The organism is Paenibacillus paludis (assembly GCF_042610515.1).
Classification (GTDB): Bacteria; Bacillota; Bacilli; order Paenibacillales; family Paenibacillaceae; genus Paenibacillus_AQ.
This window is the reverse complement of record NZ_JBGJZP010000006.1, coordinates 1-25,830: the sequence shown is the minus strand read 5'-3', so window position 1 is coordinate 25,830 and position 25,830 is coordinate 1. Positions and strand designations below refer to the sequence as shown.

The 25,830-nt window shown below is 44.6% G+C and carries 18 protein-coding genes, 7 tRNA genes, 2 rRNA genes and 2 pseudogenes; 8 read left to right on the top strand and 21 right to left on the bottom strand.

The genetic code is table 11. The features are described from left to right. Nucleotides 1-87 precede the first annotated feature (87 nt). The 4 genes from ACAN56_RS13020 to ACAN56_RS13005 are packed head-to-tail and all read right to left on the bottom strand — an operon-like array spanning nucleotide 88 to nucleotide 3,968. Nucleotides 88-1,083, bottom strand: coding sequence for a sensor histidine kinase (locus tag ACAN56_RS13020; RefSeq protein ID WP_038595622.1), 996 nt, complete (start codon nucleotides 1,081-1,083; stop codon nucleotides 88-90). Further along, nucleotides 1,080-1,784: a response regulator transcription factor gene (locus ACAN56_RS13015; RefSeq protein WP_379143276.1), complete on the bottom strand. Its 705-nt coding sequence runs from the start codon at nucleotides 1,782-1,784 to the stop codon at nucleotides 1,080-1,082. The genes ACAN56_RS13020 and ACAN56_RS13015 overlap by 4 nt, the downstream gene beginning before the upstream one ends. Before the next feature lie 46 nt (nucleotides 1,785-1,830). Continuing rightward, nucleotides 1,831-3,255, bottom strand: a complete 1,425-nt coding sequence (locus ACAN56_RS13010; protein ID WP_379143274.1) for a sensor histidine kinase — start codon at nucleotides 3,253-3,255, stop codon at nucleotides 1,831-1,833. After that, nucleotides 3,255-3,968: a response regulator transcription factor gene (locus ACAN56_RS13005; RefSeq protein ID WP_038595627.1), complete on the bottom strand. Its 714-nt coding sequence runs from the start codon at nucleotides 3,966-3,968 to the stop codon at nucleotides 3,255-3,257. Before ACAN56_RS13005 ends, ACAN56_RS13010 begins: the two co-directional genes overlap by 1 nt. 139 nt (nucleotides 3,969-4,107) lie before the next feature. On the opposite strand from ACAN56_RS13005, the gene ACAN56_RS13000 reads away from it, so the two are divergent. The 4 genes and pseudogenes from ACAN56_RS13000 to ACAN56_RS12985 all read left to right on the top strand — a co-directional run. Continuing rightward, entirely contained in the window at nucleotides 4,108-5,043 is a 936-nt protein-coding gene (locus ACAN56_RS13000) for an ABC transporter ATP-binding protein (protein ID WP_379143272.1), read from the top strand. Continuing rightward, nucleotides 5,040-5,792 carry an ABC transporter permease gene (locus ACAN56_RS12995; protein ID WP_379143270.1) on the top strand — a complete coding sequence of 251 codons (753 nt, stop codon included), beginning with the start codon at nucleotides 5,040-5,042 and terminating at the stop codon, nucleotides 5,790-5,792. Before ACAN56_RS13000 ends, ACAN56_RS12995 begins: the two co-directional genes overlap by 4 nt. A gap of 12 nt (nucleotides 5,793-5,804) precedes the next feature. Next, nucleotides 5,805-6,536, top strand: coding sequence for an ABC transporter permease (locus tag ACAN56_RS12990; RefSeq protein ID WP_379143268.1), 732 nt, complete (start codon nucleotides 5,805-5,807; stop codon nucleotides 6,534-6,536). Nucleotides 6,537-6,551: 15 nt separating this feature from the next. Beyond that, a pseudogene (locus ACAN56_RS12985) lies at nucleotides 6,552-6,737 on the top strand (YxeA family protein); the annotation flags it as partial. 200 nt (nucleotides 6,738-6,937) lie between these two features. Here ACAN56_RS12985 and ACAN56_RS12980 read toward each other — a convergent pair. The 4 genes and pseudogenes from ACAN56_RS12980 to ACAN56_RS12965 form a co-directional block, all read right to left on the bottom strand. Continuing rightward, nucleotides 6,938-7,330 carry a tautomerase family protein gene (locus ACAN56_RS12980; protein ID WP_342436913.1) on the bottom strand — a complete coding sequence of 131 codons (393 nt, stop codon included), beginning with the start codon at nucleotides 7,328-7,330 and terminating at the stop codon, nucleotides 6,938-6,940. Nucleotides 7,331-7,367: 37 nt separating this feature from the next. Next, nucleotides 7,368-8,464, bottom strand: a pseudogene (locus tag ACAN56_RS12975) (NAD(P)H-dependent flavin oxidoreductase). A gap of 16 nt (nucleotides 8,465-8,480) precedes the next feature. After that, the gene (gene murI / locus ACAN56_RS12970) at nucleotides 8,481-9,266 is read right to left on the bottom strand and encodes a glutamate racemase (protein WP_379143266.1); all 786 of its coding nucleotides are present in this window, start codon (nucleotides 9,264-9,266) and stop codon (nucleotides 8,481-8,483) included. Between the two features lie 430 nt (nucleotides 9,267-9,696). Continuing rightward, nucleotides 9,697-10,551 (bottom strand): alpha/beta fold hydrolase, encoded by an 855-nt coding sequence (locus ACAN56_RS12965; RefSeq protein WP_038595642.1) that lies wholly within the window; start codon nucleotides 10,549-10,551, stop codon nucleotides 9,697-9,699. Nucleotides 10,552-10,684: 133 nt separating this feature from the next. On the opposite strand from ACAN56_RS12965, the gene ACAN56_RS12960 reads away from it, so the two are divergent. Next, nucleotides 10,685-11,560 (top strand): LysR family transcriptional regulator, encoded by an 876-nt coding sequence (locus ACAN56_RS12960; protein ID WP_379143264.1) that lies wholly within the window; start codon nucleotides 10,685-10,687, stop codon nucleotides 11,558-11,560. A gap of 1,025 nt (nucleotides 11,561-12,585) precedes the next feature. Continuing rightward, nucleotides 12,586-16,272 carry a CBM35 domain-containing protein gene (locus ACAN56_RS12955; protein WP_379143262.1) on the top strand — a complete coding sequence of 1,229 codons (3,687 nt, stop codon included), beginning with the start codon at nucleotides 12,586-12,588 and terminating at the stop codon, nucleotides 16,270-16,272. A gap of 293 nt (nucleotides 16,273-16,565) precedes the next feature. On the opposite strand, the gene ACAN56_RS12950 is transcribed toward ACAN56_RS12955, so the two are convergent. From ACAN56_RS12950 to ACAN56_RS12940, 3 genes are read right to left on the bottom strand one after another with little or no spacing between them, the layout of a single operon-like run. After that, nucleotides 16,566-17,390, bottom strand: coding sequence for a carbohydrate ABC transporter permease (locus tag ACAN56_RS12950; protein WP_081965943.1), 825 nt, complete (start codon nucleotides 17,388-17,390; stop codon nucleotides 16,566-16,568). A gap of 20 nt (nucleotides 17,391-17,410) precedes the next feature. Continuing rightward, entirely contained in the window at nucleotides 17,411-18,286 is an 876-nt protein-coding gene (locus ACAN56_RS12945) for a carbohydrate ABC transporter permease (RefSeq protein ID WP_038595646.1), read from the bottom strand. A 54-nt stretch (nucleotides 18,287-18,340) separates the two neighbouring features. Next, nucleotides 18,341-19,702, bottom strand: a complete 1,362-nt coding sequence (locus ACAN56_RS12940) for an ABC transporter substrate-binding protein (RefSeq protein ID WP_197073621.1) — start codon at nucleotides 19,700-19,702, stop codon at nucleotides 18,341-18,343. 318 nt (nucleotides 19,703-20,020) lie between these two features. Between ACAN56_RS12940 and ACAN56_RS12935 the strand changes: the two genes are divergently transcribed. Next, complete coding sequence (locus tag ACAN56_RS12935; protein ID WP_379143259.1) at nucleotides 20,021-21,850, top strand: sensor histidine kinase; 1,830 nt, start codon at nucleotides 20,021-20,023, stop codon at nucleotides 21,848-21,850. Beyond that, the gene (locus ACAN56_RS12930) at nucleotides 21,843-23,450 is read left to right on the top strand and encodes a response regulator (RefSeq protein WP_379143257.1); all 1,608 of its coding nucleotides are present in this window, start codon (nucleotides 21,843-21,845) and stop codon (nucleotides 23,448-23,450) included. Before ACAN56_RS12935 ends, ACAN56_RS12930 begins: the two co-directional genes overlap by 8 nt. Before the next feature lie 492 nt (nucleotides 23,451-23,942). Here ACAN56_RS12930 and ACAN56_RS12925 read toward each other — a convergent pair. From ACAN56_RS12925 to ACAN56_RS12880, 10 genes are all read right to left on the bottom strand, one after another. Further along, a tRNA-Leu gene (locus tag ACAN56_RS12925) sits at nucleotides 23,943-24,021 on the bottom strand. Nucleotides 24,022-24,046: 25 nt separating this feature from the next. After that, nucleotides 24,047-24,123: transfer RNA gene (locus tag ACAN56_RS12920), tRNA-Arg, on the bottom strand. A gap of 6 nt (nucleotides 24,124-24,129) precedes the next feature. Then, nucleotides 24,130-24,204: transfer RNA gene (locus tag ACAN56_RS12915), tRNA-Gly, on the bottom strand. A 46-nt stretch (nucleotides 24,205-24,250) separates the two neighbouring features. After that, nucleotides 24,251-24,328: transfer RNA gene (locus ACAN56_RS12910), tRNA-Asp, on the bottom strand. 6 nt (nucleotides 24,329-24,334) lie between these two features. Next, nucleotides 24,335-24,408: transfer RNA gene (locus tag ACAN56_RS12905), tRNA-Met, on the bottom strand. Nucleotides 24,409-24,475: 67 nt separating this feature from the next. Next, nucleotides 24,476-24,551: transfer RNA gene (locus ACAN56_RS12900), tRNA-Val, on the bottom strand. Nucleotides 24,552-24,632: 81 nt separating this feature from the next. Beyond that, nucleotides 24,633-24,704: transfer RNA gene (locus ACAN56_RS12895), tRNA-Glu, on the bottom strand. A 141-nt stretch (nucleotides 24,705-24,845) separates the two neighbouring features. Continuing rightward, complete coding sequence (locus ACAN56_RS12890) at nucleotides 24,846-25,373, bottom strand: AAA family ATPase (RefSeq protein WP_379143255.1); 528 nt, start codon at nucleotides 25,371-25,373, stop codon at nucleotides 24,846-24,848. A gap of 95 nt (nucleotides 25,374-25,468) precedes the next feature. Next, nucleotides 25,469-25,585: ribosomal RNA gene (rrf, locus tag ACAN56_RS12885) — 5S ribosomal RNA — on the bottom strand. A gap of 146 nt (nucleotides 25,586-25,731) precedes the next feature. Then, nucleotides 25,732-25,830 (bottom strand): 23S ribosomal RNA (locus ACAN56_RS12880); the annotation flags it as partial.

The following is a 25,830-nucleotide window of genomic DNA, read 5'->3' as shown; positions in this document are numbered from 1 at the left end:
GCATTAAATCCTTCTATAAACCACTATACCGGAGACACAGAACATCAACTATCGATTTAGGTTTCACTTTTATTACACGGATGTAAGCTAATGATTGGCTGCAAATACAATGCGCACCACTGTCCCTACGCCAACCTCCGACTCCAGCTCAAGCCGGTGCCCGAGACGGTCGGCAGACTCCTTGGTCAAATACAGTCCCATCCCCGTAGATTCACGCAGCCCCCGCCCGTTGTCGCCAGTAAAAAAAGGGTCAAAGACCCGTTTGAGATCAGACGCCTGGATCCCTATCCCCTGATCTCTGACCTCAATGATGGGTTCAGCGTTCCGTAAATAGCAGGAAACGACAATCCTTTTATCCTCTGTATCTTTGGCAGCTGAATATTTGATGGCATTGTTAATGATTTGGGACAGCATAAAGAACAGCCACTTCTCATCGCTCTGGGCAGTAATCCCGGGATCCGCAGCCAGAACCTCGGGAAATATCCGGTTGCGGATGAACAGGCGTTTGTGGTCATGCACAACCTCGTTCACGAGCTGCGGCAGAACGACAGGTTTGACATGAAAATCCTTTTCAAAGGCACGGAGCCTGGCCATGTATAACACCGTATGCAGGCCGCTGCGCATCCGCTCCAGCTCCTCACGGATGCTGGCAAACTCAGGCTCATCCATATTCTGAACCGTGAGCTCAATGACCGAAAGCGGCGTTTTCATCTGATGGACCCATTGATCAATAAAGGTTAAGTGCTGCTCCTGCTGCTTTTTCACCGCTATGAGCTGCTGCATGGAATGGCGGTACTGAGCATGCAGCAATTCTTCAAGCGCTTTGGATACAGGTGTGTTATCAATCTTTTGATAAGATTCGTCCAGCGTTTCCAGTGGCCGGCTCAGGCGAAGATAGTAGCGGCGCCGGGTAAGATAATGCCGAACCAGATAACAGCCAAGGAAGAAAAAACCTATGAAGGCCGCATATAGAGCAGTCGAAAGATGGTTATAGCCATCGAGCCAGTAGATCGATAGTATTGCAGCAAATTGAACAATTTGAACAGCAATCAACAAAGTATGCTCCCGGATAAACAGCTTCATTGGCTGCCCTCTGTCCAGGTGATGTTCAACTTATAGCCTGATCCCCTGACCGTAAGCACAGCTTCCTCGATGCCAAGCTCCTGGAACTTCTTCCGGACCCGTGTAATATTTACGTTGAGCGTATTTTCATCCACAAAAGCTTGCGGATCCCACAGCTTCTCCAGCAAAGCCTCCCTGCTGGCCACCCTTGGGTAGCGCTCCATGAGGCTCTCTATTATATCCGATTCTTTTTTAGTCAAGGTCACCATGGATTGTCCCAGCTGCAGCTCAAGCCTTTCGGGATAGAGAGTAAGCCCCTCCAGCTCTATCACCGTCTCCTCGGGTCTAGCCGCATACTCCCCGTAGGCACGGCGGAGATGGCTGTGAATCTTAGCCAGAACAACCCCTGAATGAAATGGCTTGGTGATATAATCATCCCCGCCATTCTCAAGTGCCATAATCTGATCCATTTCACCTTCACGGGCCGAAATAAACAGTACCGGACAGGTGGAAATCCGGCGGATTTGCCGGCACCAGTAATAACCGTCGTAACTCGGGAGATTCACGTCAAGCAGCACCAGCTCCGGCTTAACCTGCTGGAATTCCTCAAACACCTGTTGAAAGTCCTTCACCCGTACCACATCATAACCGTACTTTAAAATAGCAGACAGCAGAAGATCCGCAATTTTGGGATCATCCTCCACAATCATAATTTTGAACATATTCATGGCACTCCTTATGGATTCATCAATGTTAATATTAATCAGCTCAAAGCGTCGGCTCCGGCATCGGGTTCCCCGCCTTTTCAAGGACAATGTGCGCCCGCAATCTCAATGTTGCTTTTAACCCCTGGCCTTTATCACTTTCCAGAATAAGCATGCCTTGGTGGGCCTGTGCGATTCGTGCAACCATAGGAAGTCCCAATCCATGACCTTGACGAACAGGGCGGATCCGCCCAGCCGTATAGGGCAAAACAACAACTTCTGATAAATGCTCCTTAGGAATGCCCGTCCCGTTATCCGCAACAACAAATTGATAGAAGGCACCTTCAGAAGAACTTGACGTCTCTAGTATAATCCGGCAGCCTTCCGGGTTATGCCGTACGCTGTTATGAACCAGATTGCTTACCGCACGATACAGCAATCTCTCATCCCCCATAATTCTCAAGCCCTCATCACTGATCTTGATTGTAATGGGATAGCGCTCATCCAGACCGTTATTCAAAAACTCGGAAGCCACCTGTCTTGCCAGAACTGAGAGCCGGATCTGTTTTAGATGCAGCGGCTGCATATCGTATTCAAGCATGGATACCAGATTCAGGTCATTCACCAAAGATCGCAGAATCTCTCCCTGCCGCCGGATAATGGCTGCATGCTGTTTTTGTTCAGTTGTCAGTCCGGGTTGTTCTTCCAGTTCACTTGCATAGCCCAGAATCATAGAAAGCGGCGTACGGATATCATGGGAAATACCTGCAATCCAATTGGAGCGTGCTCCATCTCTGGCCTTAAGCGCGTCATTTTTATTCTGCAGCATATCCGATGTTGAATTTATGCTTTCTGACAGGTCACGGAAAATGCCACCATTGTCCACATGGACCGGCCTCTCCTTCGCCAGGGCATGAATCCCCTCAATCAGTGGCCGAATGCTGCGGATTAAGCGGTTCCCCGTGAATAAGGATAACAGTAAAGCCAGAGCTATATTGGCTGCGAAGACCAGCACAATTCGTATAGGCAGTGACTTGAGCCAATCCACTAAAAATTCAAGCGGGTATTTTACATACGTATTCTTCGGATACCCTAAGACAAGCAGCCCCTCTTTATGTTCCCAGACGTACACAGGATACTCCTTGAGATAAAAGCGTGAAAATTTAGCCACATCAATAAGAGTATAGGAACGCGGAATTTCTTCAGGCAACTTCTCACTCCACCTTACCTCCCCCTTCTCATCCAGCAGCATAACCCATGCTTGATCCTGTTTCAGGAGATTCGCCGATTGCGCATCTAAAATATATTTTCCGTTCTCTCCCGTAAGTCCTTCAGCAATCTGCTGTACAACGGTCTCCGGAGAAGGCCTTTTATGCACTTCCTTGAATACCAGCGAGCCCAGCATAATGAAGTTGAACAGAAGCAGCATGACGGAAACCAGAATCGTCGCTACAACAAATTTCCGTAAAATCCGGATAACCCCATCCATTACCGGTCCCCCTGTACAAGCAGCTTATAACCAAGTCCTCTTACCGTAAGCAAATGCACGGGCTTGGATGGTTCCTCTTCTATTTTTTCCCGGATTCGCCGCACATGTACCATTAATGTATTCTCATAGCCGAAGCTGTCATCTCCCCATACCGCCTGACATAGGGCGTCGCTTGTTACGATTCTTCCTTGGTTCTCATGCAGTTTAATCAGTATTGCGTGTTCTTTGGCTGTCAGAGGAAGCTCGGTGCCCTCTCTACGCACAACAGCGCTTTCCAAATCTATCACCTGCCCGCCCAGCCGGAAGACAGGGAGCCTCTCGGGAGCATTGAAGGCATATGCCCGCTTTAAAATGGCCATCAGCCGTAAAATCAATTCTCTCGGCAGAAAAGGCTTGACGATATAATCATCCGCGCCCAGCCCAAGGCCAAGCAATCGGTCTTCATCCTCTCCACGCGCGGAGAGAAACAGCACCGGCATGTCCGAAAATGTTCGGATTGCGGAAAGAAGAGAAAATCCATCTCCGTCAGGCAGCATAACATCCAGAATGGCCGCATCCGGCTTTTCCATCCTGCAGATCCTCAACGCATCAGCATAATTACCGGCTATGAAAATACGAAAAAAACCTTCTTTACGTAAAAACATCTCTATCATTTCAAGGATTTTTGGTTCGTCATCCACGATCAGTACTTTTTTATTTTTTATGATATCCAATTCGCATCACCCTGTTTAGTATACCTGATCTAGCCGGAAACTCGATATTTTCTATTCTCATTTAAGGTAACTGTAAGGTTATCTTCAGCCGGAAGCAAGAAGACCTCTCTATATTAATTACTGAAGAACAATTATAGAAATGGAGTTGAGAGGCTTGATAAATTCGTCCCCTATCGTGCAGACGCATAATCTTTCCAAAACTTATGACGGTGTACACCGGGTACATCAAATTAGTCTGATTGTTGAGAAAGGTGAGATATATGGGTTTCTAGGTCCTAACGGAGCGGGGAAAACCACTACTTTAAAAATGCTGCTGGGTCTTATTAAACCTACGGAAGGAACGATCAAGATTTTCAGTAATGACTTGGAGAACAGCCGGGCATCTATCCTTAACCAAACGGGTTCACTGATTGAATCCCCGTCCTACTATGGACATCTCACCGGGTTAGAGAACATGCGGGTGATGCAGCGTCTGAGGAACGTGCCCAACAAAAATATAGATGAAGTTCTGAAGATCGTACGTCTTGAAAATCAAAAACACAAACAAGCCAGCCAATATTCGCTGGGTATGAAGCAGCGTCTTGGGATTGCCATGGCTCTGCTTGCCTTTCCGAGTCTGCTGATCCTCGATGAACCTACAAATGGACTGGATCCTGCGGGGATCGGTGAAATCCGGGAACTGATTAAATCCCTGCCCGGGCAATATGGAATAACCATTCTACTCTCAAGCCACCTGCTGTCGGAGATCGAGCAGATTGCGAGTTCCGTTGGAATTATCAGTCAAGGCAAGCTTTTGTTCCAGGGAACGATGGAAGATCTTCGAAAGAATAACCAGGCAACGATACACATCCAGACAAATGATAACGCCAAAGCCGCAAAAATACTGCTTGCGCATGAATATATGCCTAGATTTCAGGAAAAGCATCTCATGTTCGAATACTTGGATGACGGAGAGGTGTCCCGGATCAATCGAATTCTGGTCGAAAACAACCTTTCTGTTTCAAGAATTCAGGAGCATCAAAAAAGTCTGGAGGATATATTTCTTGATCTTACCGGAAAGGAGCGGAGTCTGTGATAAAGGCCTTAGCTTTGGAGTATTTTAAAATCCGCCGTAAAAAAGTATGGGTGATGCTGACCTTGTTTCTGGCTGCGGAATTGGTGTGGGCTTCGCTGTCTATGAGCATCTCGATCTCCCGCAGTCCGAACAACGCCTCTTGGGAAGCACTGATTTTCACCCTATCTTCTATGAATGGACTTTTTCTGCCCATTATATCAGCAATTATCGTTTCCAGGATTTGTGATATGGAACATAAGGGAAGCACCTGGAAAATGCTTATGACAACCTCTATAGGCCGCAATCATGTCTATGCAGCCAAGTACATGTGTGCCAGCAGCTTGGCTTTGTACGGCATCGTCATCCAGGCGGGATTTATCATCGGCTTCGGATCCCTCAACAACTTCGCGGGGCCGCTGCCGGTGTCTCTGCTTTTGCAATTTATTGCCGGAACGCTGCTCACCAATTTGGCAATCACCTCCATGCAGCAATGGTTGTCACTGGCCGTAAAGAATCAAGCCTTTGCCTTGAGTCTGGGTATGTTGGGCGGTTTTCTCGGTACAACCCTAACCCTGTTTCCTTCTTCCATTCGCCATTTCTTCATCTGGTCCTACTATATGGATTTGAGCCCGGTGATGTATGTTTATAACGCCTCTTCCGGAACGTATTTGAGCGGAACGATACACCTTGGCTTGCTGCTTGCAGTATTATTCATGGCTCTTATCTTTTATTTAGGCGGCAATTTTCACATTTCAAGGCAAGACATCTAAGGAGGTAACAAGATGCTCAGAAGCGTTATAACTGAATGGTTCAAGCTCCGTCATTCCCGCATCAGCCTTGTGCTGGCCATCCTGCCCGTCATGAGTCTGGTGATCGGATGTTTTAACTTTTATTTTAATCAAGCAGCCTTGCAAAATGGATGGTACAGCTTGTGGACACAGGTCAGTCTATTTTACGGAGAATTTTTCCTGCCGATACTCATTGCGATCTGTTGTGCATTCGTATGCAGGCTAGAACATAACAACCGGAACTGGAATCTGATTCTAACCTCCCCCGTATCTGTTTCTAGCGTATTTATGGCCAAGCTTATTATCGTAAGCTTACTTATCTTCATAGTGCAGACGTTATTCATGGTGATGTACTGGTCAGCTGGTCAGCTGTTTTCCATTTCCGGAGCCTTTCCAACTGAAACAATAGTCTGGGGCTTTCGCGGATGGCTTTCCTCGGTGGCTATTGCCGCCTTGCAATTAGGTTTTTCCATACGCATACGCAGCTTCGCTGCCCCGATCGGAATCAGTCTCTGTGCAGTCTTCCTTGGTCTGGTCATGTATGTAGCGAAAATCGGTATGTTGTTCCCCTACTCCCTGTTGACCATCGGTATGAGTGTGCTGAGCCAGCGGGATTTGACACCTGCAGAGAACCTTTCCTTTTTCTTCATGAATGTTACGTTTATTGCGTTGTTTGCGGCGTGGTCAATTCATCGGCTGAAGCATAAAGATATGGCTTTATCCTGATACAGCAGATACAATTATGAACTTACCGGATACACAGCTCAGGGGAATACCAAGAAATTAAGCTTCACTGCCAGCAAACAGCTTCAGAAGAATGCGAGTTTGAAGCTGTTTGCAGCCTTTCTGCGCGGTGTAACACATTGGGAAGAAATATCGCCAGAAGAGCTTCCTGAGCAAGTAAAGCAGGCTTGCCCTACCCAATAAGCTATTGGCGGTGCACCGCTAGCCCTCCTAATATAGTTTTTCCTATACTCGGTCAATCCCCTTTGTATGTAATTGTAATTTTTGAACATCCATAAGCCCTATTTATCACCTCAATACCAAACCTCATGGAAATCGCCCTTCAACTAGCCTACAGAGCCAATTTAAGGGCGATTGCTATTAATGATACGACTAGTGTTGAATCAGCCTAACTTACCGGTCAAAAATTGTGCCTCCCCTAGTCCAAAACTCCAATCATCATCATTATTTTCAACAATAGATACCATTAAATCGGTTGGTGCGATGCCGCATTCAGCTTCTAACCTGTCAGCCAGTAAGGAATAAAGCTTTTGTTTCTTCTCTTTTGGCCGGGCTTTGCTTATTATGGAGAGAACAACTAGATTATTGGTACGGTTAAAGCCTAGCCCTGTATCTTCAATAATCATATAATCCGCCGGGTGTTCGTGAACGATTTGGTAACGATCTCGCTCAGGAACGTCGAAAGCTTCAACAACAACTTGATGGGCAACATCCAAAAGTTTTTTCAGGCTTGCTTTATCTCGCCCTTCAATAAGGTCAAAACGAAGTAATGGCATTAACTTCCTCCCTTTAAACAATAGTAATAGTTTTTCCTCATATGTTGTCAACTATTCCAAGAATAGAAAGTCTTTGGACAAGAACACTGGCTTGATCAATGGTTTGTTTTACAATTGAAGCGGCAGGTTGGTCGCCTGCTAACCGAAGACCCTGGCCCGCCCAAAGTGACATATACTCGGGGTTGTTCGAATTTGCAGCGGCCTGACGAATGTCCCGGGTCATCGCGTTTTGAATAGGGTAAGCTGGGATTGTTCCTGGGTACTGATGCATGTTAATCATAAATTTTGTTTGAATGCCTCTTGAAGCTTTTCCGGAATATGCACGTGTAATTTCAGTGGAATCCTCATTTGTCGAGAGGATTTTCTGTTTGTACGTTTCGTGGGCGCCGCTCTCTGGGCATGCTAGAAATGCAGTGCCCATTTGTACTGCAGCGGCTCCTAATGCAAGGCTGGCTGCAAGTCCCCGCTCATCCATGATTCCCGCTGTTGCGATGACCGGGATCGACACATGGTAAACGATCTGCGGAACAATAGTCATAGTGCCTATCAAAGCGTGGAAAGGGTCCTTCATGAAGGTCCCCCTATGCCCGCCTGCTTCGCTCCCCTGAGCCACAATAGCATTTGCACCAGCTGCTTCCAATTGTTTGGCTTCATCAACAGTTGTTGCAGTTCCAATGATGAATATCCCATGCTGTTTCATGGTTTGGATCACGGCTTGTGATGGTATGCCAAAAGTGAAACTAAATACGGGTACACGCTCCTCCAACAGTACCTGTACTTGCTCCTCAAATGATTCTGAAGACTTCAAAATCGATGGATTTTGAGCAGTGTCAAGTTTGATGCGGTATTTATTGAGATAATCTGTCATCCGGTAGATCGCTTCTTCCGACTCCTCTGATTGTTCAGGCACAAACAAGTTTACTCCGAAAGGCTGGTCTGTTCGTTGCTTGATCTTGATCTTGATCTTTAGGATCGTCGCTATGGAGTTGTTCAGGCGTTAGGTATCCGCCTCCCAGGTTGCCTCCCACCGGCGTTTGAAACAGCCGCTACTAATTCGGGCGTCGAAACGCCACCTGCCATCGGCGCTTGATAAATCGGGTATCGAATTTTAAGAGTACGCGTCAAATCAGTCATAATCTCAGACTTTTAATTACATTTCGTTAATAGCATCCAATCTTTTGAACAATTTATCGAACTCTTTTAATTTAGCCTTATCCTCGACTTTGACCCCTGAACAATAGAAAGAAATATTACCGTTGCCTTCATTTAAAAAATTCATTTCTTCCAGTACTTTTTTTAGATTTTTTGCAGTACCATTATTTCCATCAATTATATTAACATCCGATGAAAATAATTTTCTAAATATATCCTTATAGTAAGAAAAGTGAGTACATCCTAAAACAATAGTTTCATACTTACTTAAATCATATATAGACAATTGTTCTTGAAGATAAGGTAGCACTATTTGCTCGTTAAACTCAAAACTTTCTGCAAACTGAACTAATTTCGGAAGAGGTAATAAATCAACAACATGTTCGTTATCTAATTTAGTAATAAGATTTTGAAGTCTTTCTTCCCTTAGAGTAAAAGCAGTAGCAGTTACCAAAATTCGTTTATCTATATTTCTTTTTGTTTTAACAGCTGGTTTTACAGCAGGCTCCATACCAATGATTGGAATACTGTATTTTGCCCTTATTTCTTCGATTGCTGCGCTTGTGGCAGTATTACAAGCCATTACTATAGCTTTTACTTTTTGCTGGCTAATAAATTCTATAGCATTTAAAACATACTTTTTAACGTCAGCTTTCGTTTTGTGCCCATATGGAACATTTAATGTATCTGCGTAATACAAATAATCTTCATTAGGTAAAACTTTTAATGTATCATGCAATACAGTAATGCCTCCAATACCAGAATCAAAAAAACCTATTTGCATCTCTATTCCTCCAATAGGAATCAATTTACCAATTCCATTTGTATCTTGGTTCCAATACAAATTGTCCAGGATCTAACTAAGCTCTTGATCAGGATGAATACGAGCATAGTTCAAATTTCCTATCGTTTCTTTTTGACTTGAAATGACTGTACCGGATAGCAATATTATAGCAGCAGCAACAAGCACCAAAGGCAGCGATAAGGTAACCCATGTTATTACTTCCTGCCAGATATCCGGACTCCGCAACGGAGAGATGAGCTTGTGATTGCATCAATGGAAGTATATGAAAAACGTCCGATTCCCATTGCAATGATGAGCATAACTAATCCACCGACCATGGTCTTTGTGGAATTAAACAATTTCGCATTTTTAGCTCCTGAATTCTCCATGAAACTGACTTGGCACCCTTCTAAATTCAAATTACCCCTTTTCAAATTCCATTATTTTTCAAAAAAATTAGCATTAGTTCTCCAATTTCATATGCATGTGTTTCCAATGCAAAGTGCCCAGTATCTAATAAATGAATCTCGGCTTTAGGTAAATCCTTTTTAAAAGCCTCAGCACCAGCCGGAATAAAGGAAACATCATTTTCACCCCACACTGCCAATAAGGGTGGCTGATATTCACGGAGATACTGTTGAAACTCCGGGTACATTTTTACATTATTTTGGTAATCAAAAATTAAATCCAATTGTTTCTCATCATTTCCTGGCCGGGACATATAAGCAATATCAAGAGTATAACCATCTGGGGAAACTTGGTTCTCCGTTGTTCCATCAACATATTGGCTCTTGATCGTGTTGGGCGCAAACGCTGTCCGGTAACTTTCTCTTTTTTCTTGCGTAGGATTTTGCCAATATTCTTCTCGCACCGTCCATTTCTCACCTAATCCTTCACGATAAATGTTGCCATTTTGGCTTATTATTGCTGTCACACGTTCAGGATGGTGCATGGCTATACGAAAGCCAATGGGGGCTCCATAGTCAAAGACGTATAACGCATATCTGGTAAGTTTTAGCTTATCAATGAAAGCTTCAATAATTTCAGTGATATGGTCAAATGTATACGGGAAATCCTCTCTGTCAGGCGATGAGGTATTCCCGAACCCCGGATAATCAGGAGCAATTAAATAGTAGTCTTTTTCTAAAATAGGTATTAGTTCTCTGAACATATGACTTGCGGACGGAAAGCCATGAAGCAATAAAATGACTGGTTTATTCGGATTACCAGCCTCACGATAAAATATGTTTAACCCTTCTATCTCTAATGAATGATAAGTTGTCATTTTGTAACCTCCTGTTTTCTTCATAAGACCCGCCTCTTTCTAAACTAATTGTAACTTTTTAAAGATATCGTGTAAAATGAATCTAAACGATAAGTAATATTAAAATTATCAATAATTAGATGGAGGAATGACGGTGGACATCCGGGACATGCAGATTTTTCTGGCAGTTGCAAACGAAGGAAGCATTACCAAAGCAGCCGAAAAAATGGAATATGTTCAGTCGAGTATAAGTATCCGTATCCAGCAGCTTGAAAAAGAACTGAAAACATCGCTATTTCGTCGTGGGCGGCAAGGAGTCCGGCTCACAACATCTGGAGAGACACTCAAGTCCTATGCTGAGAAAATTGTCTTTCTTACTCAAGAGGCAGAACGGGTCGTGGCAGATAACTCGATCCCAAGAGGGCCACTTCGGATCGGATCGCCCGAAACCACAGCAGCGGTTCGGATACCATCTATTCTTACCGATTACCTTAAAGCTTATCCAGAGGTGGATTTGGCTTTAAAAACTGGAACGACAGAAGAACTTATTCATTTAGTGTTGAAATACGAGTTGGACGGAGCTTTCGTAGCTGCGCCAGTTGATCATGCTGAGCTCGTTATTACTGAGGTGGGGGTTGAGGAGCTTGCGTTCATATCGGGAGGGCAATTCCCCTCAATAGACCAGCCGGAACAATTGCAAAATCTGACTTTACTAGTATTTCGTGTTGGGTGTTCATACCGACGAAAACTTGAGGATTGGTTACATTTACAAGGAATTATTCCTGCTAAAATCATGGAGTTCGGAACATTGGAAGGAATCCTTGGATGTATTCATGCTGGTCTCGGGGTATCCCTTTTACCTCGCTCGGTGATTGAAAGAGCCATGGTTCAATATAACTTGCGATCTCAACAAATCTCGGACGAGTTCTATAAAACCCCGACTCTATTCATACGTCGTAGAGATACTTATGAAACTGCAGCTATGTCCGAATTTATCCGGATTTCAAGACAGAGGTTCAATCTTACTTAACCTGCCAAAAGTAAAAGCAGCCAGCAGAAAGCTGACTGCTTCTTCCGTTTTTAATTCAAGTGAATATCTCTTCAGTTTAACTTTTTGCTTTAATCAAATTCAATACTCCTATCCCCTTTCCAATTCTGCGAGTTTCTTCGAAATCATCACCTTTTCGGGTAAACCGTGTGCTAACGTCTCCGCATTCTCCATTCACGATTATGGCCGGGGCTTGAGTTAAACGAGCATATTCTTCTCTCAATTCACCTATTTAATCACTTGAAATGAAAAGAATATCTTTTGCCAAAACCGTTGGATGACAAGCTATATTGATTAAGCTCACCAAGGGATAATTTGAAGTATCTCTAAATTGCAAGACATGTCCTTTATTATTGAAAGGAAATGATCTGTCATTTCTATTACAGTAATATCCATTAATCTCACATGTTCCGTAATAAGCTCTTGTTTCCATTTTATTTTTTAAACAAAATTCCGTATTTTTAACTACCGCATCCTCTCTTGTAACACCGCAGCGGCGGTCAGCTCATTATTAAGACTCAGTAAGTAAACCGGGTTGGGACGGTTGTACAACCGCTCCAACGCGGCGGAAGAACTACATCTCTCAGCACTTTCCTTTGTCTTAAAAAATACAGTATGCGTCATCCGGTGACCAAGGTATGGTCTATTTCAACATGCTGGGGACGATGTAAAAGTCTGAACCCGTAGATTTCGCGTATCAGACATAAAGTAAAAATAACATAAGAAAGCTAAAAAAAAAGCAAGGAAATCGAGTTTCTATTCACGCCTCTTCTCCTGCAAATATAATCCCTCAAAATATCGCAAAACATGATGCCGAAAAACAGTTCCGCTTTTATTTTATAATGAATGCGTAGCGCTACAGGAAAAATATGCAAGCGGTTACAATCGTTGATCCGTATCTTTATGGGGGGTGTAAAGTGAACATACCGTTTTTAAAACCTGGCACCATGATTGCATGAAAGCTATCCTTCGTTCTTATTAAAAATTAATTAGAGAAGGAGATTACTATGAAGAAAAAAAGTTTTATTATGTTATCTTTTGCGATAATACTTTCATTATTGCTGTCAGGCATCTCTAATGCAGATGTAACTTCTAATTATGTAAACCCGCTTATGGGCGGTGCTGATCCTACAATTGCCAGGGCTGCAGACGGTTATTACTATTCAGCTTTTTCTGGCGATAATAATATCACATTAAAAAGACATGAAACCATTCTGGGCGTATCCACTGCAAAAAGCAAAATCGTTTGGAAGAAACCGGGTAATTTCGGGTTTGTGTGGGGCCCATATATATATAGACTGGAAGGAAAATGGTATATTTATTTCTCTTCAGGTCCAGAGAAAAGCTTTGGATATGGACATCCAAGTTCCTACGTCCTGGAGAACTCCTCTCCCGATCCTTTTGAAGGAACCTGGGAGCTCAAGGGAGAATCCGCTAATGCAGACAGCGATGGTCAGATTACCACCAAGAAGGGACTTCTGAATACGCAAGGCTATGGTTTGGCATGCGGCGTTGTATCCATTAAAGGGGAAAGCTACTTCACCTATACAAAATACTACTATTATCCTGACCCTAATGATCCTGCAAAAACCAAATTTGACGAGAGTCCAACGATTGTCAAAATGAAGAACCCGTGGACATTGGAAGGCGAAGAAGCTACAGTGGCAATGCCGCAATATGACTGGGAAAAACATCACGACAGTATAAATGAGGGCGCTGCAGTAGTTGAACGAAACGGCAAGATCTATTTCGCCTATTCCGCAAGCAGCTTTATGAATGATAACTATTCTGTCGGCGTATCCGTAGCTGATGCAACATCTGATGTAATGAAAGCCGAATCCTGGAAGAAATATCCTGAACCTGTCATGAAACGATCGGATGAAAACAGTTCTTATGGACCTGGATCGCCTTTGTTCCTTAAGTCCGAGGACGGTACAGAGGATTGGATCATGTACCATGGCATACCGACCCATGGACAAGGCGGCGGAAACAGAGGAATAAGAGCTCAACGTATAAATTGGAATGATAATGATTTCATAAATCCCGGAATCCCTTCAAATCCCGGCACCATTCTGAGCAGACCCTCAGGAGAGGAAAAAAGCGAAATTTATGAAGCTGAGGATGCAAGGTTGTCAGGAGTTTCAAAAGTAGTTGGGAAAAGTGCTTTTGCTTCGAGCAGCGTATATGAAAAATTCAATAACAGCAGCGACAATGACTATGTAGAGTTTACTGTAAACACGAACGCTACAGGAACCTACTCACTGGATTTCAGATACAATAATAATACGGCGGATACTGTTAACATGAAATTGGGCGTCAACCAAGAGGCTTCCCGAACAATTTCATTTGCATCCAATGCAGGCTTTGATGCAAACTTCGATATTAAATCAGCTTATAACATTAAGCTTAACGCCGGAAGCAACAAGATCCGTCTTTTCGGCAAGAGCACGTTGGCTCTGGATGCCATGATTATAAAAAGAAGCACATTGTACGAAGCAGAAAGTGCCGAATTGTCCGGAAATGCAAAGGTAGATAAAAACCATCCGGGATATAGCGGAACCGGTTTTGTCGGCGGATTATGGATTTCAAATTCTGCGGTCACCTTTAAGGTAAATGCCGCTAATGCAGGCAACTATTCGGTTAAGCTGGGCTACAGCTTAGGGTTTAATGATGACAGAACCATGAGTATGTATGTAAATGGCCAAAAAATCAAACAGGTAGATTTCTTTAGTCTAAAAAGCTGGAACAACTGGGCCGATCGTTATGACAACATTTTCCTTAATGAAGGGGAAAATACCATCATGTATAAATATGACCAGGGCGACACCGGTAATGTAAATCTTGATTATATAACCGTTACCGAAGCAACTACCTGGCATTATGGAGCAGAAAATGCAAAAACTACGGGATCAACAGATGCTAAAGTAGTTTACGCAAAAGATGGCAATATGGGAATCGGTTATGTAACCGGGCTATCAAAAGCTAACTCATCGGTGGAGTATTCTATAAATGTTGAGAATGCAGCGTCCTATGATGTAAAGCTGAGATATGCAAAAGAAACTGCAGGTAAAACCTTAGGTCTGTATTTGAATGGAACATATGTTAAAAATATAACCCTCCCGGCTACTGGAGGACTTACTGTCTGGAGAGAAAAGCTTGAGACCTTAAGCCTGAAAGAGGGAAAAAACACCATCACTTATAAATCTGAAACGGATAACTCAGGCATTATAAATATGGACAGTATCCATCTTAACAAACGTACTCCCTGGAGATATCAGGCAGAGGAAGCAACCCGAGAAGGGAGCTTAAAGATTGCTAAGGATCATTTATGGTATGAAGGCAACGGATTTGTAGCTGGCTTTGAGCAAGAAGGAGATTCAATCAAGTTCGAAGTAAACGTACCAAATACAGCTTCATATACTTCAACCTTGAGATATTCTGGCGCGCAGAAGTCAAATATAACAATGACCATGTATGTTAACGAAGAGAAAATAAAACAAGTTTCATTACCTCCGACAGCGAACTGGGATACCTGGACGGATGCAACAGAGTCAGTAAACTTGAAAGCCGGAAAAAATGTAATTAAATTCATACGTAAAGCAGGTGATACCGGAAAATTTAATATCGACAGTCTCACAATTGATAAATTCAGCGGCGGATATATGAGTTCGAATGCTAAGAAAATAATTCCTGAAAAGATCGTTAAAATCCAACCCAAGCACAGCGGAAAAGCACTGGATGTTGACAAAGTTTCAAGTGATCCGAAAGCGGTGATTAACCAATGGGCAAATGGTGATGGCAATAATCAATTGTGGAGATTCTTGGATCTCGGCACAGGATATTACCAAATACAGTCTGTTCAAAGCGGTCATGTAATCGACATTCTTCCGGGTTCAGCCATACAGCAAATCTGTCAAAATATAAAAGCTTCCGGAGACTCCATACCTGATACTCAACAGTGGAAATTGGAGAAAGACGGTGACTACTATAAAATAATTAACAAAAGTAATAGAAAAGTAATCACTGTAGAAGGAGCATCCAATAATGACGGTGCAACTGTAAGGTTAGCTGATGACCAGGCTAAAGATAATCAACGTATGAGAATTGAAATTCGTAACCTCAGCTACAGTGAATTCAGCGCAGTGACCGAGATTAGCAAGGTTACGGCAGATGATGCGGAAATCAATCCCGAAAGTGTAAACTACGATCTCCATGCCCCCGGTGATGCAAGCACCATTATCACATGGAATAAAGCAAGCTCTGTAACGGAAGTGGTATACAACGGAAATCCGGTAATACCGGATGGCTACGTCGTCACAGGAAACACCTTGACCATCAAGAGCGGATATCTGGCTGCACTTGGACTTGAAAAGAGTAATAAGGCGGAATTTACAATCTCCTTTGATACAGGGAATCCGGTCAAGTTCACCGCCAACATTGTTGATAGCTCTCCACCGGTCAGTCACAGCATCACAGTCGAAACCGAGGGTCGCGGCACAGCAAGCGCCAATGTAGCTTCTGCGGCAAAGGATACGGAAGTTACGCTAACAGCCACACCTGAGGCGGGCTATATCTTCAAAGAATGGAAGGTTATCCGTCCAATAGGGTTAAACATTGCCGGAAATACCTTTACCATGCCCGATGAGGCGGTGACTGTTAAGGCCATATTTGAGGAGAGCCCTGGGGCAAGTTAAAGAAAACACCTTGCAGGGGTTAAGCAACCAGTCACCGGAAGTCCACCGGTGACTGGTTATTTTTTCGCTTAAATCCGAACGTGAAAACACCTCCAAGGTTATCCCCTATCTTACGACAGGGTTCCATCCTCTTGAAGGTGTTTTTGTTTTGTCTCACTTCGCAGCACTTCGGATCAAGTGCGTAAGGGCTGTAATTTCCTGCGGATCACGTGTCGCCCCCAAGATGATCCAGCCGTTACACTGTCCACGATTGCAGGGAACGAATCACATAGGCTGCGGCATCATCCGGTTCATCATCCCTTGACCGCTCCCGCGGCAAGTCCGGATACAACTTGCTTCTGCAACACGATATAAACCAGGATACTTGGTATGATAACGACCATCGTAGCAGCAAACATGACTCCATAATCACTGGCAAATTGGCTTTTGAAATAATAGAGCGCAAGCGGCAGTGTACGGCTTTGATTGCCCGTCGTCAGAATTATAGCGAATTGAAATTCATTCCAGCAGAGCAGAAACTGCATCACACCCGCCGTGCCGAAGCCCGGCTTCGATATGGGCAAAATAATTTTGAAGAACGTCTTGATGAAGCTGGCACCGTCCAGATAAGCCGATTCCTCCATTTCCTTGGGAATAGTCAGGAAATAGCTTGATAGAATATAGAGCGAGACCGGCAAACCAAAGCCGGCATAAACGATAATAAGTCCAATCAGCTTGTCGTAAAGCCCCAACGTGTTAACCGTCAAATATAGCGGCTGCAGCATGGCAGCACCCGGAATCAGCAGAGAAAGGGAGAATGCTCCCATCAGCAGCTTCTTGCAGCGGAATTGAAAGCGTGCCAGGACATAGGCTGCCATTCCGAGAAGAAGCAAATTTAATAATGTCCCGAAGATACCAACGATCACACTGTTGATGTAAAACCGGGAAATCGGCGCAATTTTGAAGGCCATGGAGTAATTGGAAAAGCGGAAGCTGCTTGGCCAGCCGAGCGAATTGGTCAAAATCTCGGCATTTGTCTTAAATGAAGCCATCAGCACCCACAGGAACGGACCAAGCGATAACAGTACGAGCAGGAGCACAAAACCATACTTGAGCACAACCAAACCTTTTTTCAACATTCTCACCCCAGTCGCTCCATTCAGTTATGGGAGCTGCCTATTCTGAACAGATTTCGGCAAAGCAGGACAAAAAGCAAGCCAAAGCCGATTAGGAAGACGCCCACCGAATTGGAATAACCAAAGTTATTGTCCATGAGTGCGGTCTTGTAAATATAAATGGGCAGATTCATTGTTTCATTGCCGGGTCCGCCACCTGTCGTCATCATAATAATATCCATCTTCTGCAGCATACTTGTTCCGGCTAAAATCACGCAGGTGCCAATAATATTACGCAGCATAGGAATGATGATATACAGATTGATTTTCAACTCGCTGGCCCCGTCGATACGCGCCGATTCAAACAGGCTTTCCGGAATTGCTGCAATCTCGGCCAGAATCAGAATGGTAACGACAGCCGCATAGGGCAACCAGGTCATTGTGACAGAGAAGAAGGCGGTTGCGTAATCCATGAACCAGTTCTGAGCGTAATCCGCATTACCAAACAAGCGGACAATGCTGTTCACTGCACCGAAATCAGGATTGAGCATGCATAAGAACAGCATACCAACGGCTGCGCCTGAGATGATGTTGGGAAACATGTAAACCGTTCGCGCAAACTTCCAATAGAATTCTTTCATACTGAGAATAATCGCGAATACTGTACCGATGGCAACGTGGATCGTGGACTGAAGCAAAACCCAGACAACCGTATTCAGAAAGCTCTTACGAAAATCAGAATCGTCAGTAAACAGTTGGATATAATTGACGAGACCGATAAAAACCGGTTTTCGTCCGGCCGACCATTCTGTAAAGGATGTACCGAACAGAATGACAAGCGATACGGCATAGACAATAATAAACAGTGCAACAGCCGGCAACAAGAAAAGTGTGATGTACCCTCTATTTTTCCTAACCATCCATATGGTCCTCCCCAATCGGACAATTCGTACTCTCAATTGTCAGCTTGCTGTTTATTTACTTTTGGCTGCAAGATCCGTCAGATCCTTGGTAATCTCCTCTGCCGTCGATCGGCCGAATACCAGCTTCGGATAGAGGTTCTTCCAGGCGTCGGTTATGTTGGGGTAGACTATGGAGTCAAACGATGCATAATGAACCTGCGTCTTTTGGGCTACAGCTATGGCTTCAACAAAAATCGGATATTTCTGCTTCAGCGCATCCGAAGGCTGAATCTCATTGGATACCGGCATCACATTGCCATATTCAAGCGCGATGCTCTGTCCCTCCAACCCCGTCTTGAAACGGATGAATTTCTCGGCGGCGTCGCGGGTTTCCGGTGTTTTGGCTCCGATCATATAGCCAACCTCATATGTCGAGATCATGCTGTTGTTCGGAAATGCTGCGACACCCACCTTTTTGTCGAACCCTTCACTGGATTTGGCCGGGTCGCTAAAGTCACCGATCATCCAGGGACCATTGGCAATTATAGCCGCCTTGTTCTGGCAGAAGGTGTTCGCTGCATTGGCGTATCCGGCACCAAGCGCATCCTTGGTCGTATGCTTCTCCAGTATCGTCTTCATCAAGTTGAGCGCTTGAATCATTTCTGGGGTATTAAAGTTGGTGGGGTGCAGTGTGTTCATGAACGAATTGCCATTATCCCCGTTTGTGCCGACGATGGCAGCGAGAATGAGGTTGGTCGTCCAGGCATTCTCCCCGGTCATCAACGCGAGCGGAACAAAGCCTGCTGCCTTGAGCTTTTCATTGTTGCTCATAAATTCATCCCACGTCTGCGCCGGCTTGATCCCTGCCTGCTCAAACATTTCCTTGTTGTAGAAATAACCGATGTTCTGCTTCTGATCGCTGATCGACCAGACCTTTCCATCCCGGGTATTGGCAGCAAGCGCCGCTTCACCGACCGCTGCCTTCCATTCCGGGTCCTTATCCAAATAGTCATTGAAAGGGGTTGCAAGATTACCCTTGATCAAAATGTCATTAATTCCGTTCTTGCCCATGACGACATCCGGAACATCCCCGGAGGCTGCCAGAATCTTCAGTTTGTCCTCATACGCGGAATCACTTGGGATTTCCTCAACCACAACTTCCACTTCATCACCATACTTGGCGTTAAACTGCTTGATCTGTTCCTCCTCCAGCCTGGCTGATGCATGAGTGCCTACCCGGAAGGTAAGATAAGAAATTTTCACCGGCGTCTTGACAGTAGGAGCAGTGCTTGCCTGACCCGAGGCGGATGGTGCAGCAGTTGCGGGCTCCCCGCTGTTTTCTGATGAATTCTGTGATCCGCATGCCGAAATGGACATGGCCAGAATCAGAGTGCTTACTAAGGTACAGCTCGCTTTGTACAATGGCTTTCTCAAATCAAATCCCCCTTTAATAATGATGGCTTGATGCAGGGTCGTAACGCTGCGGCCAATTGCGGTTTGTTACAGCTCTCATTGTAGAACAAAGAAAAATGCGAAAGAATTGGTTTTTCGGTATTATCTTTTATAATATCTTGAGCAAATATGGCAAAGCAGCGGGACAACTGAAAGGGCTTTCAGATTTCTTTAACTCTTTGTTGTTTTCTTTACCACATGGCCGGAAATGGCTGTATTTCGTTCTGTTCGGGTATTCGCCACAAAAAAAAGATTATATAATAGCTTTACTATAGTATCATCCATCAAGGAGCAGATAGCATGTCCAATGAACAGATCATGCGACGTCTCAGCCTTCGCCCAATTTATGGAGTTATCTCCCGCATTCCGGTAAGGAATAAAATTGTGATTATAATCTTTCTTCTTATTCTTCTGCCGATGACGTTCGCCGGCTGCTATTTCTATTGGAACATCTCCGGGATTCTGACGAGGAATGCCAATGATAATCTGTCTCTTCTGATCCGCCAGACCAACGACAATATCGAGAAATCTTTTCAGATTATTGATAATACCTCTCTGCATTTCCTCGCCAATAAAACGGTACGAACCTGGTCAATCGAGGATGTGTCTCCGGGAGACGACTACTACAAAATATTTATCAATAAAAGTGAAATGGAAGAAGACCTGAGATACAGCCTTATGTTCTACAACGCTTGGAATATCAGCCTGCTGTCAACGGCTTATGTTTTTTTTGATGCGGACAATTATATATCCGTTCTAAAGTCACAGCCCAACCTTGAACAAATTAATAAGAACAATCTCGCTGTCTATCATTCGGTTAATGGCATCGTTCGGGGCAAGGAAATTATCACTCCAAACCTCGAGGACCGTACCATCTATTTCACACGAATTGTATCCAATATCAACCTTCCCCAGCAGCGCCTTGTGCTGATTTTCGGCACGAATGAGGCGGATTTAGCAGAAAAATATTCCGGGCTGCTCGCCTTCCCGGGTGCTATGGCATACATCATTGATAACCGGGGAGCCATCTATTCCAGTGCCGATAAGCAAGAGTTGGGTTCTATCGTTTCTCCCGCTGTCTATGCGTTGAAAGACAATTCCGAAGTAAGTGAAGTCAAGATCAACCAGGAAAGCTACCTGGCCGTTTCCCGCAGTATCGGCACAACCGGGCTTACCTTCATTGCAGGCATCCCTAAGAAGCAAGTACTCTCCAAGTTGTCCGAAAGCATGCGTAATTACATTTGGATTATCGCTCTGATTGCTTTCATATCCCTCGCAGCAGGCGTCCTGTTATCTCTTCGCTTTACCCGAGTCATCCGTGATCTGCTGCGGAGTATCCGTAAGGTAAAGAAAGGTGATTACAACACAAGGATGCCGGCCTACAAAGATGTGGAGCTCAATCAGTTGAGTACCACCTTCAACAGAATGACGGAAGAAATCAATTATCTCATCAAGGAAGTTTATGAGAATCACCTGCTGATCAAAGAGTCGGAGATCAAATTTTTGCAAGCCCAGATGAATCCCCATTTCCTGTTCAATACGTTGATTACCATTGGCTACAAAGCAAAATTGTCTAAAGATGAGACCGTTTACAAAATGGTGACGTCGCTTACGGAGCTGCTGCAGGCAGGTATTTATTCCAATAGTCTGGCCAAGGTCCCGATTCGTCAGGAACTGGATTATATCAAATTTTATCTTTATCTGCAGAAAGAAAGGTTTGAGGATAAAATTGAGTATACGATCCATATTGAGGACGAGGCCATACTGGATCTGTTGCTTCCCAAGCTCAGTGTCGAACCCTTGGTGGAAAATGCCGTTGTTCACGGTGTGGAAAAAAAGCTGGGCAAAGGAATCATCCACATCCACATTTACCGCAGAAACGATTCGATCTATTTTGAGATTACGGACAATGGCAATGGATTTGAGTATGTCCCCCGGAATTGGAGTAATTTCGAAAGCATGACCATGCGCAAACAAGGCCACAACAATATTGGCCTGATCAATACGCATAAACGGGTCAAGCTGGTCTACGGCGAGCCTTATGGAGTTGATGTCGAGAGCGAATTTGGGGCGGGAGCCAAAGTTACCCTTCACATACCAGTAGATCAGGGGGAACTATCGCATGTATAACGTAATGATCGTTGATGATGAGCCTGTTATCAAAAAAGGGCTGCAGTGTTTTATTGATTGGGAGGCTCTCCAATGTGAGGTAATATGTGAAGCTTCCAATGGGATAGAAGCTGTGGAGCTGCTCAGCCATTATGATATCGATATTATTGTAACCGATATCCGCATGCCGGGGATGGACGGTCTTGCTTTATCGGACCATGTACACCGGAACTTTCCGCAGATCAAGGTCATCCTCCTTACAGCCTTCGCTGACTTCTCCTATGCCCAAACTGCCATTCAGTATGAAGTAGTAGATTTTGTGGTCAAGTCCAATCCCACAGAGAAGATTCCCGGGGCGATTGAAAAAGCAACGCGGCTGCTAGAAAAGGAGAAAGAACAGAAGCAGAAATTGAGACAGCTGGAGAGCAAGATCAACGACAATCTTTCTGAAATCAGTGAGAAATTTCTGAAGGAGGCCGTTGAAGGCTTGATCAGCGATGAAGCGAGTTTGTTCAGCCGCTCAAGAGAGCTTGGTTTACAATTGGAGAACTATTTCGGGGTCCATCTGGAGGTTAAGGATACGCTCAGCTCCCCCCCAACGAATGAATATCACCAGTTCTTGGCTTCCATTCGCCAATTCCTTGTGCTAGCCTTCGAGAAACGGCCCTCTTATATAATGCCAATGAAAAAAAACTCCTTGCTGGCTATTGTCTCCATGGGCGGCGGCAACGCAGCAGTCTCCACACAAGCCTTGCTCACGATTTGCAATGAAGTTCTCGCCATGGCAGAGAACTTTAGACGATTCCATCTCAATATCGGCATCAGTTTGATACACCGGGATGTGCTGACGCTGTCAAAGGCTTACCGTGAGGCAAGAGAAGCGCTGCAAGGCAGCTTTTACAGCGATAATTATGTGGCTGTTTATATGCCTCATACTAACCAGACACTCACTCCCGGAGCTCCTCCCCATCATGCCGCAGAGCAAATTGTTGAATATCTGCAACAAGGACAAAGTGATCTGGCAATTAAACAACTGGATCAGTTACTTGAGAGCTACAGGAGTATCAAAGAGCCGATTGAGAATGTAAAGGTGGCTTGTCTGCTTATCGGTTCATACTGTTTCCGCTTGCTAAGCGCCAGCCACCCCTTCGCACCGGAGTTGGAAGAAAGCCAATCCATGGTTTATAAGCAAATCCAGGAGAGCAAGAGCATTCAGTTGTTGGCAGACACCTTAAAGCGCTTGATTCGAAGCTGCTCGAGGGCAGTGGCATTTAATGACAAGCAGCCCAATTACATTGTTATAGAATGCCAGAAATTTATAAGAGAGCATTACAACCAGAACCTGAATCTGCAGATTATTGCGAACCATATCCATATCAACAGCAGCTACCTCAGCCGCCTTTACAAGAAAGTAACCGGCGAGTCCATCATCGACGCGATCAACAAGTACCGGATTGAAATGGCCAAGAAATTACTCAGGAATCCGGCGAGTAAAGTATTTGAAGTCGCGGAAGCAGTCGGTATTGAGACACCTGCTTATTTCACCCATGTGTTCTCCAAATACACAGGGATGAGTCCCAAGGAATACAAGCTGAATTATTCACAGACAGAATTGGGATAAAAGCCGCCGCTGCTCATTATCATCTTCCTGCTTTCCAGTCAATCACTGGTGCACCCACAGGACTGCGGATGCGCCGGTGATTATTCCGGGTGCCCTGCCCAGCGCATTTGTGAAAGGTAGCTTAATGGAAAGTTAATCACGATTGCGATGGGTCGATCAAAGAATAAGGCAAGCCGGCTGGCGCTGCCACTGGTAGACGCTTTCTACGAACTGCTACTGCGTCTTAAACAACAATAGGATAAGATGACACTTCTGCAAGGATTCTTACTGTAAGGACTACCTGGACTATCTCAATATGATGCAATGGGGTCTGCATTAAGGATGTTCAGGAATGGCTCGGTCATAGTGATTATTTAACAATTGCAAACCTTAAGCCCATCTCAAATTGAGACCAAAAGTTTCTTTTGCAAAAACGATAAGTCAGACAATCAAAATATATAAAAAAGGCTTATGAAATTGTGTAAACCACAATTTCATAAGCCTTTTAGCTAATACCGGCGAGAGGACTCGAACCTCCACGGTTTCCCACTCGATTTTGAGTCGAGCGCGTCTGCCATTCCGCCACGCCGGCGTATATTTAATTATTAGATTAAAAATGGCGCGCCCTGAGAGATTCGAACTCCCGGCCTTTTGATTCGTAGTCAAACGCTCTATCCAGCTGAGCTAAGGGCGCATATTATGGAGCGGACGACGGGAATCGAACCCGCGACCCTCGCCTTGGCAAGGCGATGCTCTACCGCTGAGCCACGTCCGCACACAGTATGTATGATATTGCTGAGATTCTAACCCGTTGCCATAAATGGCGGAACCGACGGGATTCGAACCCGCGATCTCCTGCGTGACAGGCAGGCATGTTAGGCCAACTACACCACGGTTCCAAATAATTGCGGGGGCAGGATTTGAACCTGCGGCCTTCGGGTTATGAGCCCGACGAGCTACCGGGCTGCTCCACCCCGCGTCAGTAAAAAGTGTTTATTTCTTTGATCTTCCCAGAAGCACAACATTCCGCTATTTAAGGAATCCTCTGGTGGAGGCTGAGGGGATCGAACCCCCGACCCTCTGCTTGTAAGGCAGATGCTCTCCCAGCTGAGCTAAGCCTCCAATGAAAGAAGCAACTTAATGATCTTAACACATTCTTCTGATAAAAGCAATCTTTATCAGCGGAATTCGATAAAAAGTTGATGACCCGTATGGGATTCGAACCCATGTTACCTCCGTGAAAGGGAGGTGTCTTAACCCCTTGACCAACGGGCCACAATAAAGTTGTCTTTTGTGACAACAAAAAGTATTATATCAATTATAAGACTATATAGCAATAGTTTATAAGGATTTTATAATTTTATTTCTTTCAGTAAGATCTTCAAGCTAGCTAATCTGCAATAATTAGAGCTGAAATTATGCGGGTAACAGGGTGATACCCAGTTGCAACGCTATAGCCTCTACTACCTCTTCAACTGTCAACTGGTCATTATCCAGGTGGCATTGAAATATCTCCTGGCCAAGGCCCTTGAGACATCGCTCAATCTGTTGGGCGGGCCAAGAGTTATTAGAGTCCCCCCGGCTATTCAATCTTCTAAGCAGCGTCTCCTGGGAAGCACATAAGGTGAAATGATGAACCTCTACACCTTCTTGCCTTAGTCTGCCAACAATCTCCATAAAGTAGCCGGAATCCGTAATGGTCATAGGTACAATAATAGTTCCACTGTACTGAGATTCTATGTATTTTAGCATGGAATAGTTTATTTCGCGCCAAAGAGGATGATCCTGAAAATCATCTTGGGATATCTCGTGCGGAATGTTATCTCGGATGTAATATCCTGTATTCTCCGGATCGAACACAAAAGATTGTGGTATTCTGCGGTTTAGTGCATAAGCCGTTTCCGTCTTTCCAGATCCAAATGCACCATTAATCCAGATGATCATTAAAAGTCTCCCCTTGAGTTCTTTCCATTCCTAGTATTGGCAAAGCGTAGCATAAACAAAAGACCACTGCTGATTAAATCAACAGTGGTCTCTGTGCTTGGCGGCGTCCTACTCTCCCAGGACCCTTCGGTCCAAGTACCATTGGCGCTGGAGGGCTTAACGGTCGTGTTCGGGATGGGTACGCGTGGAACCCCTCCGCTATCGCCACCAAACGGGCATTTGCGGTACAAATGCTAAATTCAGGTCTCAGCATCGCCAAATGCTGAAAACAAATCTTCATCACTTGGCCACTTGGGCCTCATGAATCAGAACTTGATTCCTGAAAACTGAATCCGAAACAAATCTGCGTTTTAAATTGTTGGATAAGCCCTCGACCGATTAGTATTGGTCAGCTCCATGCATTGCTGCACTTCCACCTCCAACCTATCTACCTCGTCGTCTTCAAGGGGTCTTACTA

Coding starts and splice junctions, on each gene's coding strand:
- ACAN56_RS12950 (WP_081965943.1), bottom strand. CDS start 17,390: ATGTTGAAAAAAGGTTTGGTTGTGCTCAAGTATGGTTTTGTGCTCCTG.
- ACAN56_RS13000 (WP_379143272.1), top strand. CDS start 4,108: ATGGAGTTGAGAGGCTTGATAAATTCGTCCCCTATCGTGCAGACGCAT.
- ACAN56_RS12955 (WP_379143262.1), top strand. CDS start 12,586: ATGAAGAAAAAAAGTTTTATTATGTTATCTTTTGCGATAATACTTTCA.
- ACAN56_RS12990 (WP_379143268.1), top strand. CDS start 5,805: ATGCTCAGAAGCGTTATAACTGAATGGTTCAAGCTCCGTCATTCCCGC.
- ACAN56_RS12890 (WP_379143255.1), bottom strand. CDS start 25,373: ATGATCATCTGGATTAATGGTGCATTTGGATCTGGAAAGACGGAAACG.
- ACAN56_RS12980 (WP_342436913.1), bottom strand. CDS start 7,330: ATGCCATTACTTCGTTTTGACCTTATTGAAGGGCGAGATAAAGCAAGC.
- ACAN56_RS13020 (WP_038595622.1), bottom strand. CDS start 1,083: ATGAAGCTGTTTATCCGGGAGCATACTTTGTTGATTGCTGTTCAAATT.
- ACAN56_RS13015 (WP_379143276.1), bottom strand. CDS start 1,784: ATGTTCAAAATTATGATTGTGGAGGATGATCCCAAAATTGCGGATCTT.
- ACAN56_RS12965 (WP_038595642.1), bottom strand. CDS start 10,551: ATGACAACTTATCATTCATTAGAGATAGAAGGGTTAAACATATTTTAT.
- murI (WP_379143266.1), bottom strand. CDS start 9,266: ATGCAAATAGGTTTTTTTGATTCTGGTATTGGAGGCATTACTGTATTG.
- ACAN56_RS12945 (WP_038595646.1), bottom strand. CDS start 18,286: ATGGTTAGGAAAAATAGAGGGTACATCACACTTTTCTTGTTGCCGGCT.
- ACAN56_RS12930 (WP_379143257.1), top strand. CDS start 21,843: ATGTATAACGTAATGATCGTTGATGATGAGCCTGTTATCAAAAAAGGG.
- ACAN56_RS13010 (WP_379143274.1), bottom strand. CDS start 3,255: ATGGATGGGGTTATCCGGATTTTACGGAAATTTGTTGTAGCGACGATT.
- ACAN56_RS12935 (WP_379143259.1), top strand. CDS start 20,021: ATGTCCAATGAACAGATCATGCGACGTCTCAGCCTTCGCCCAATTTAT.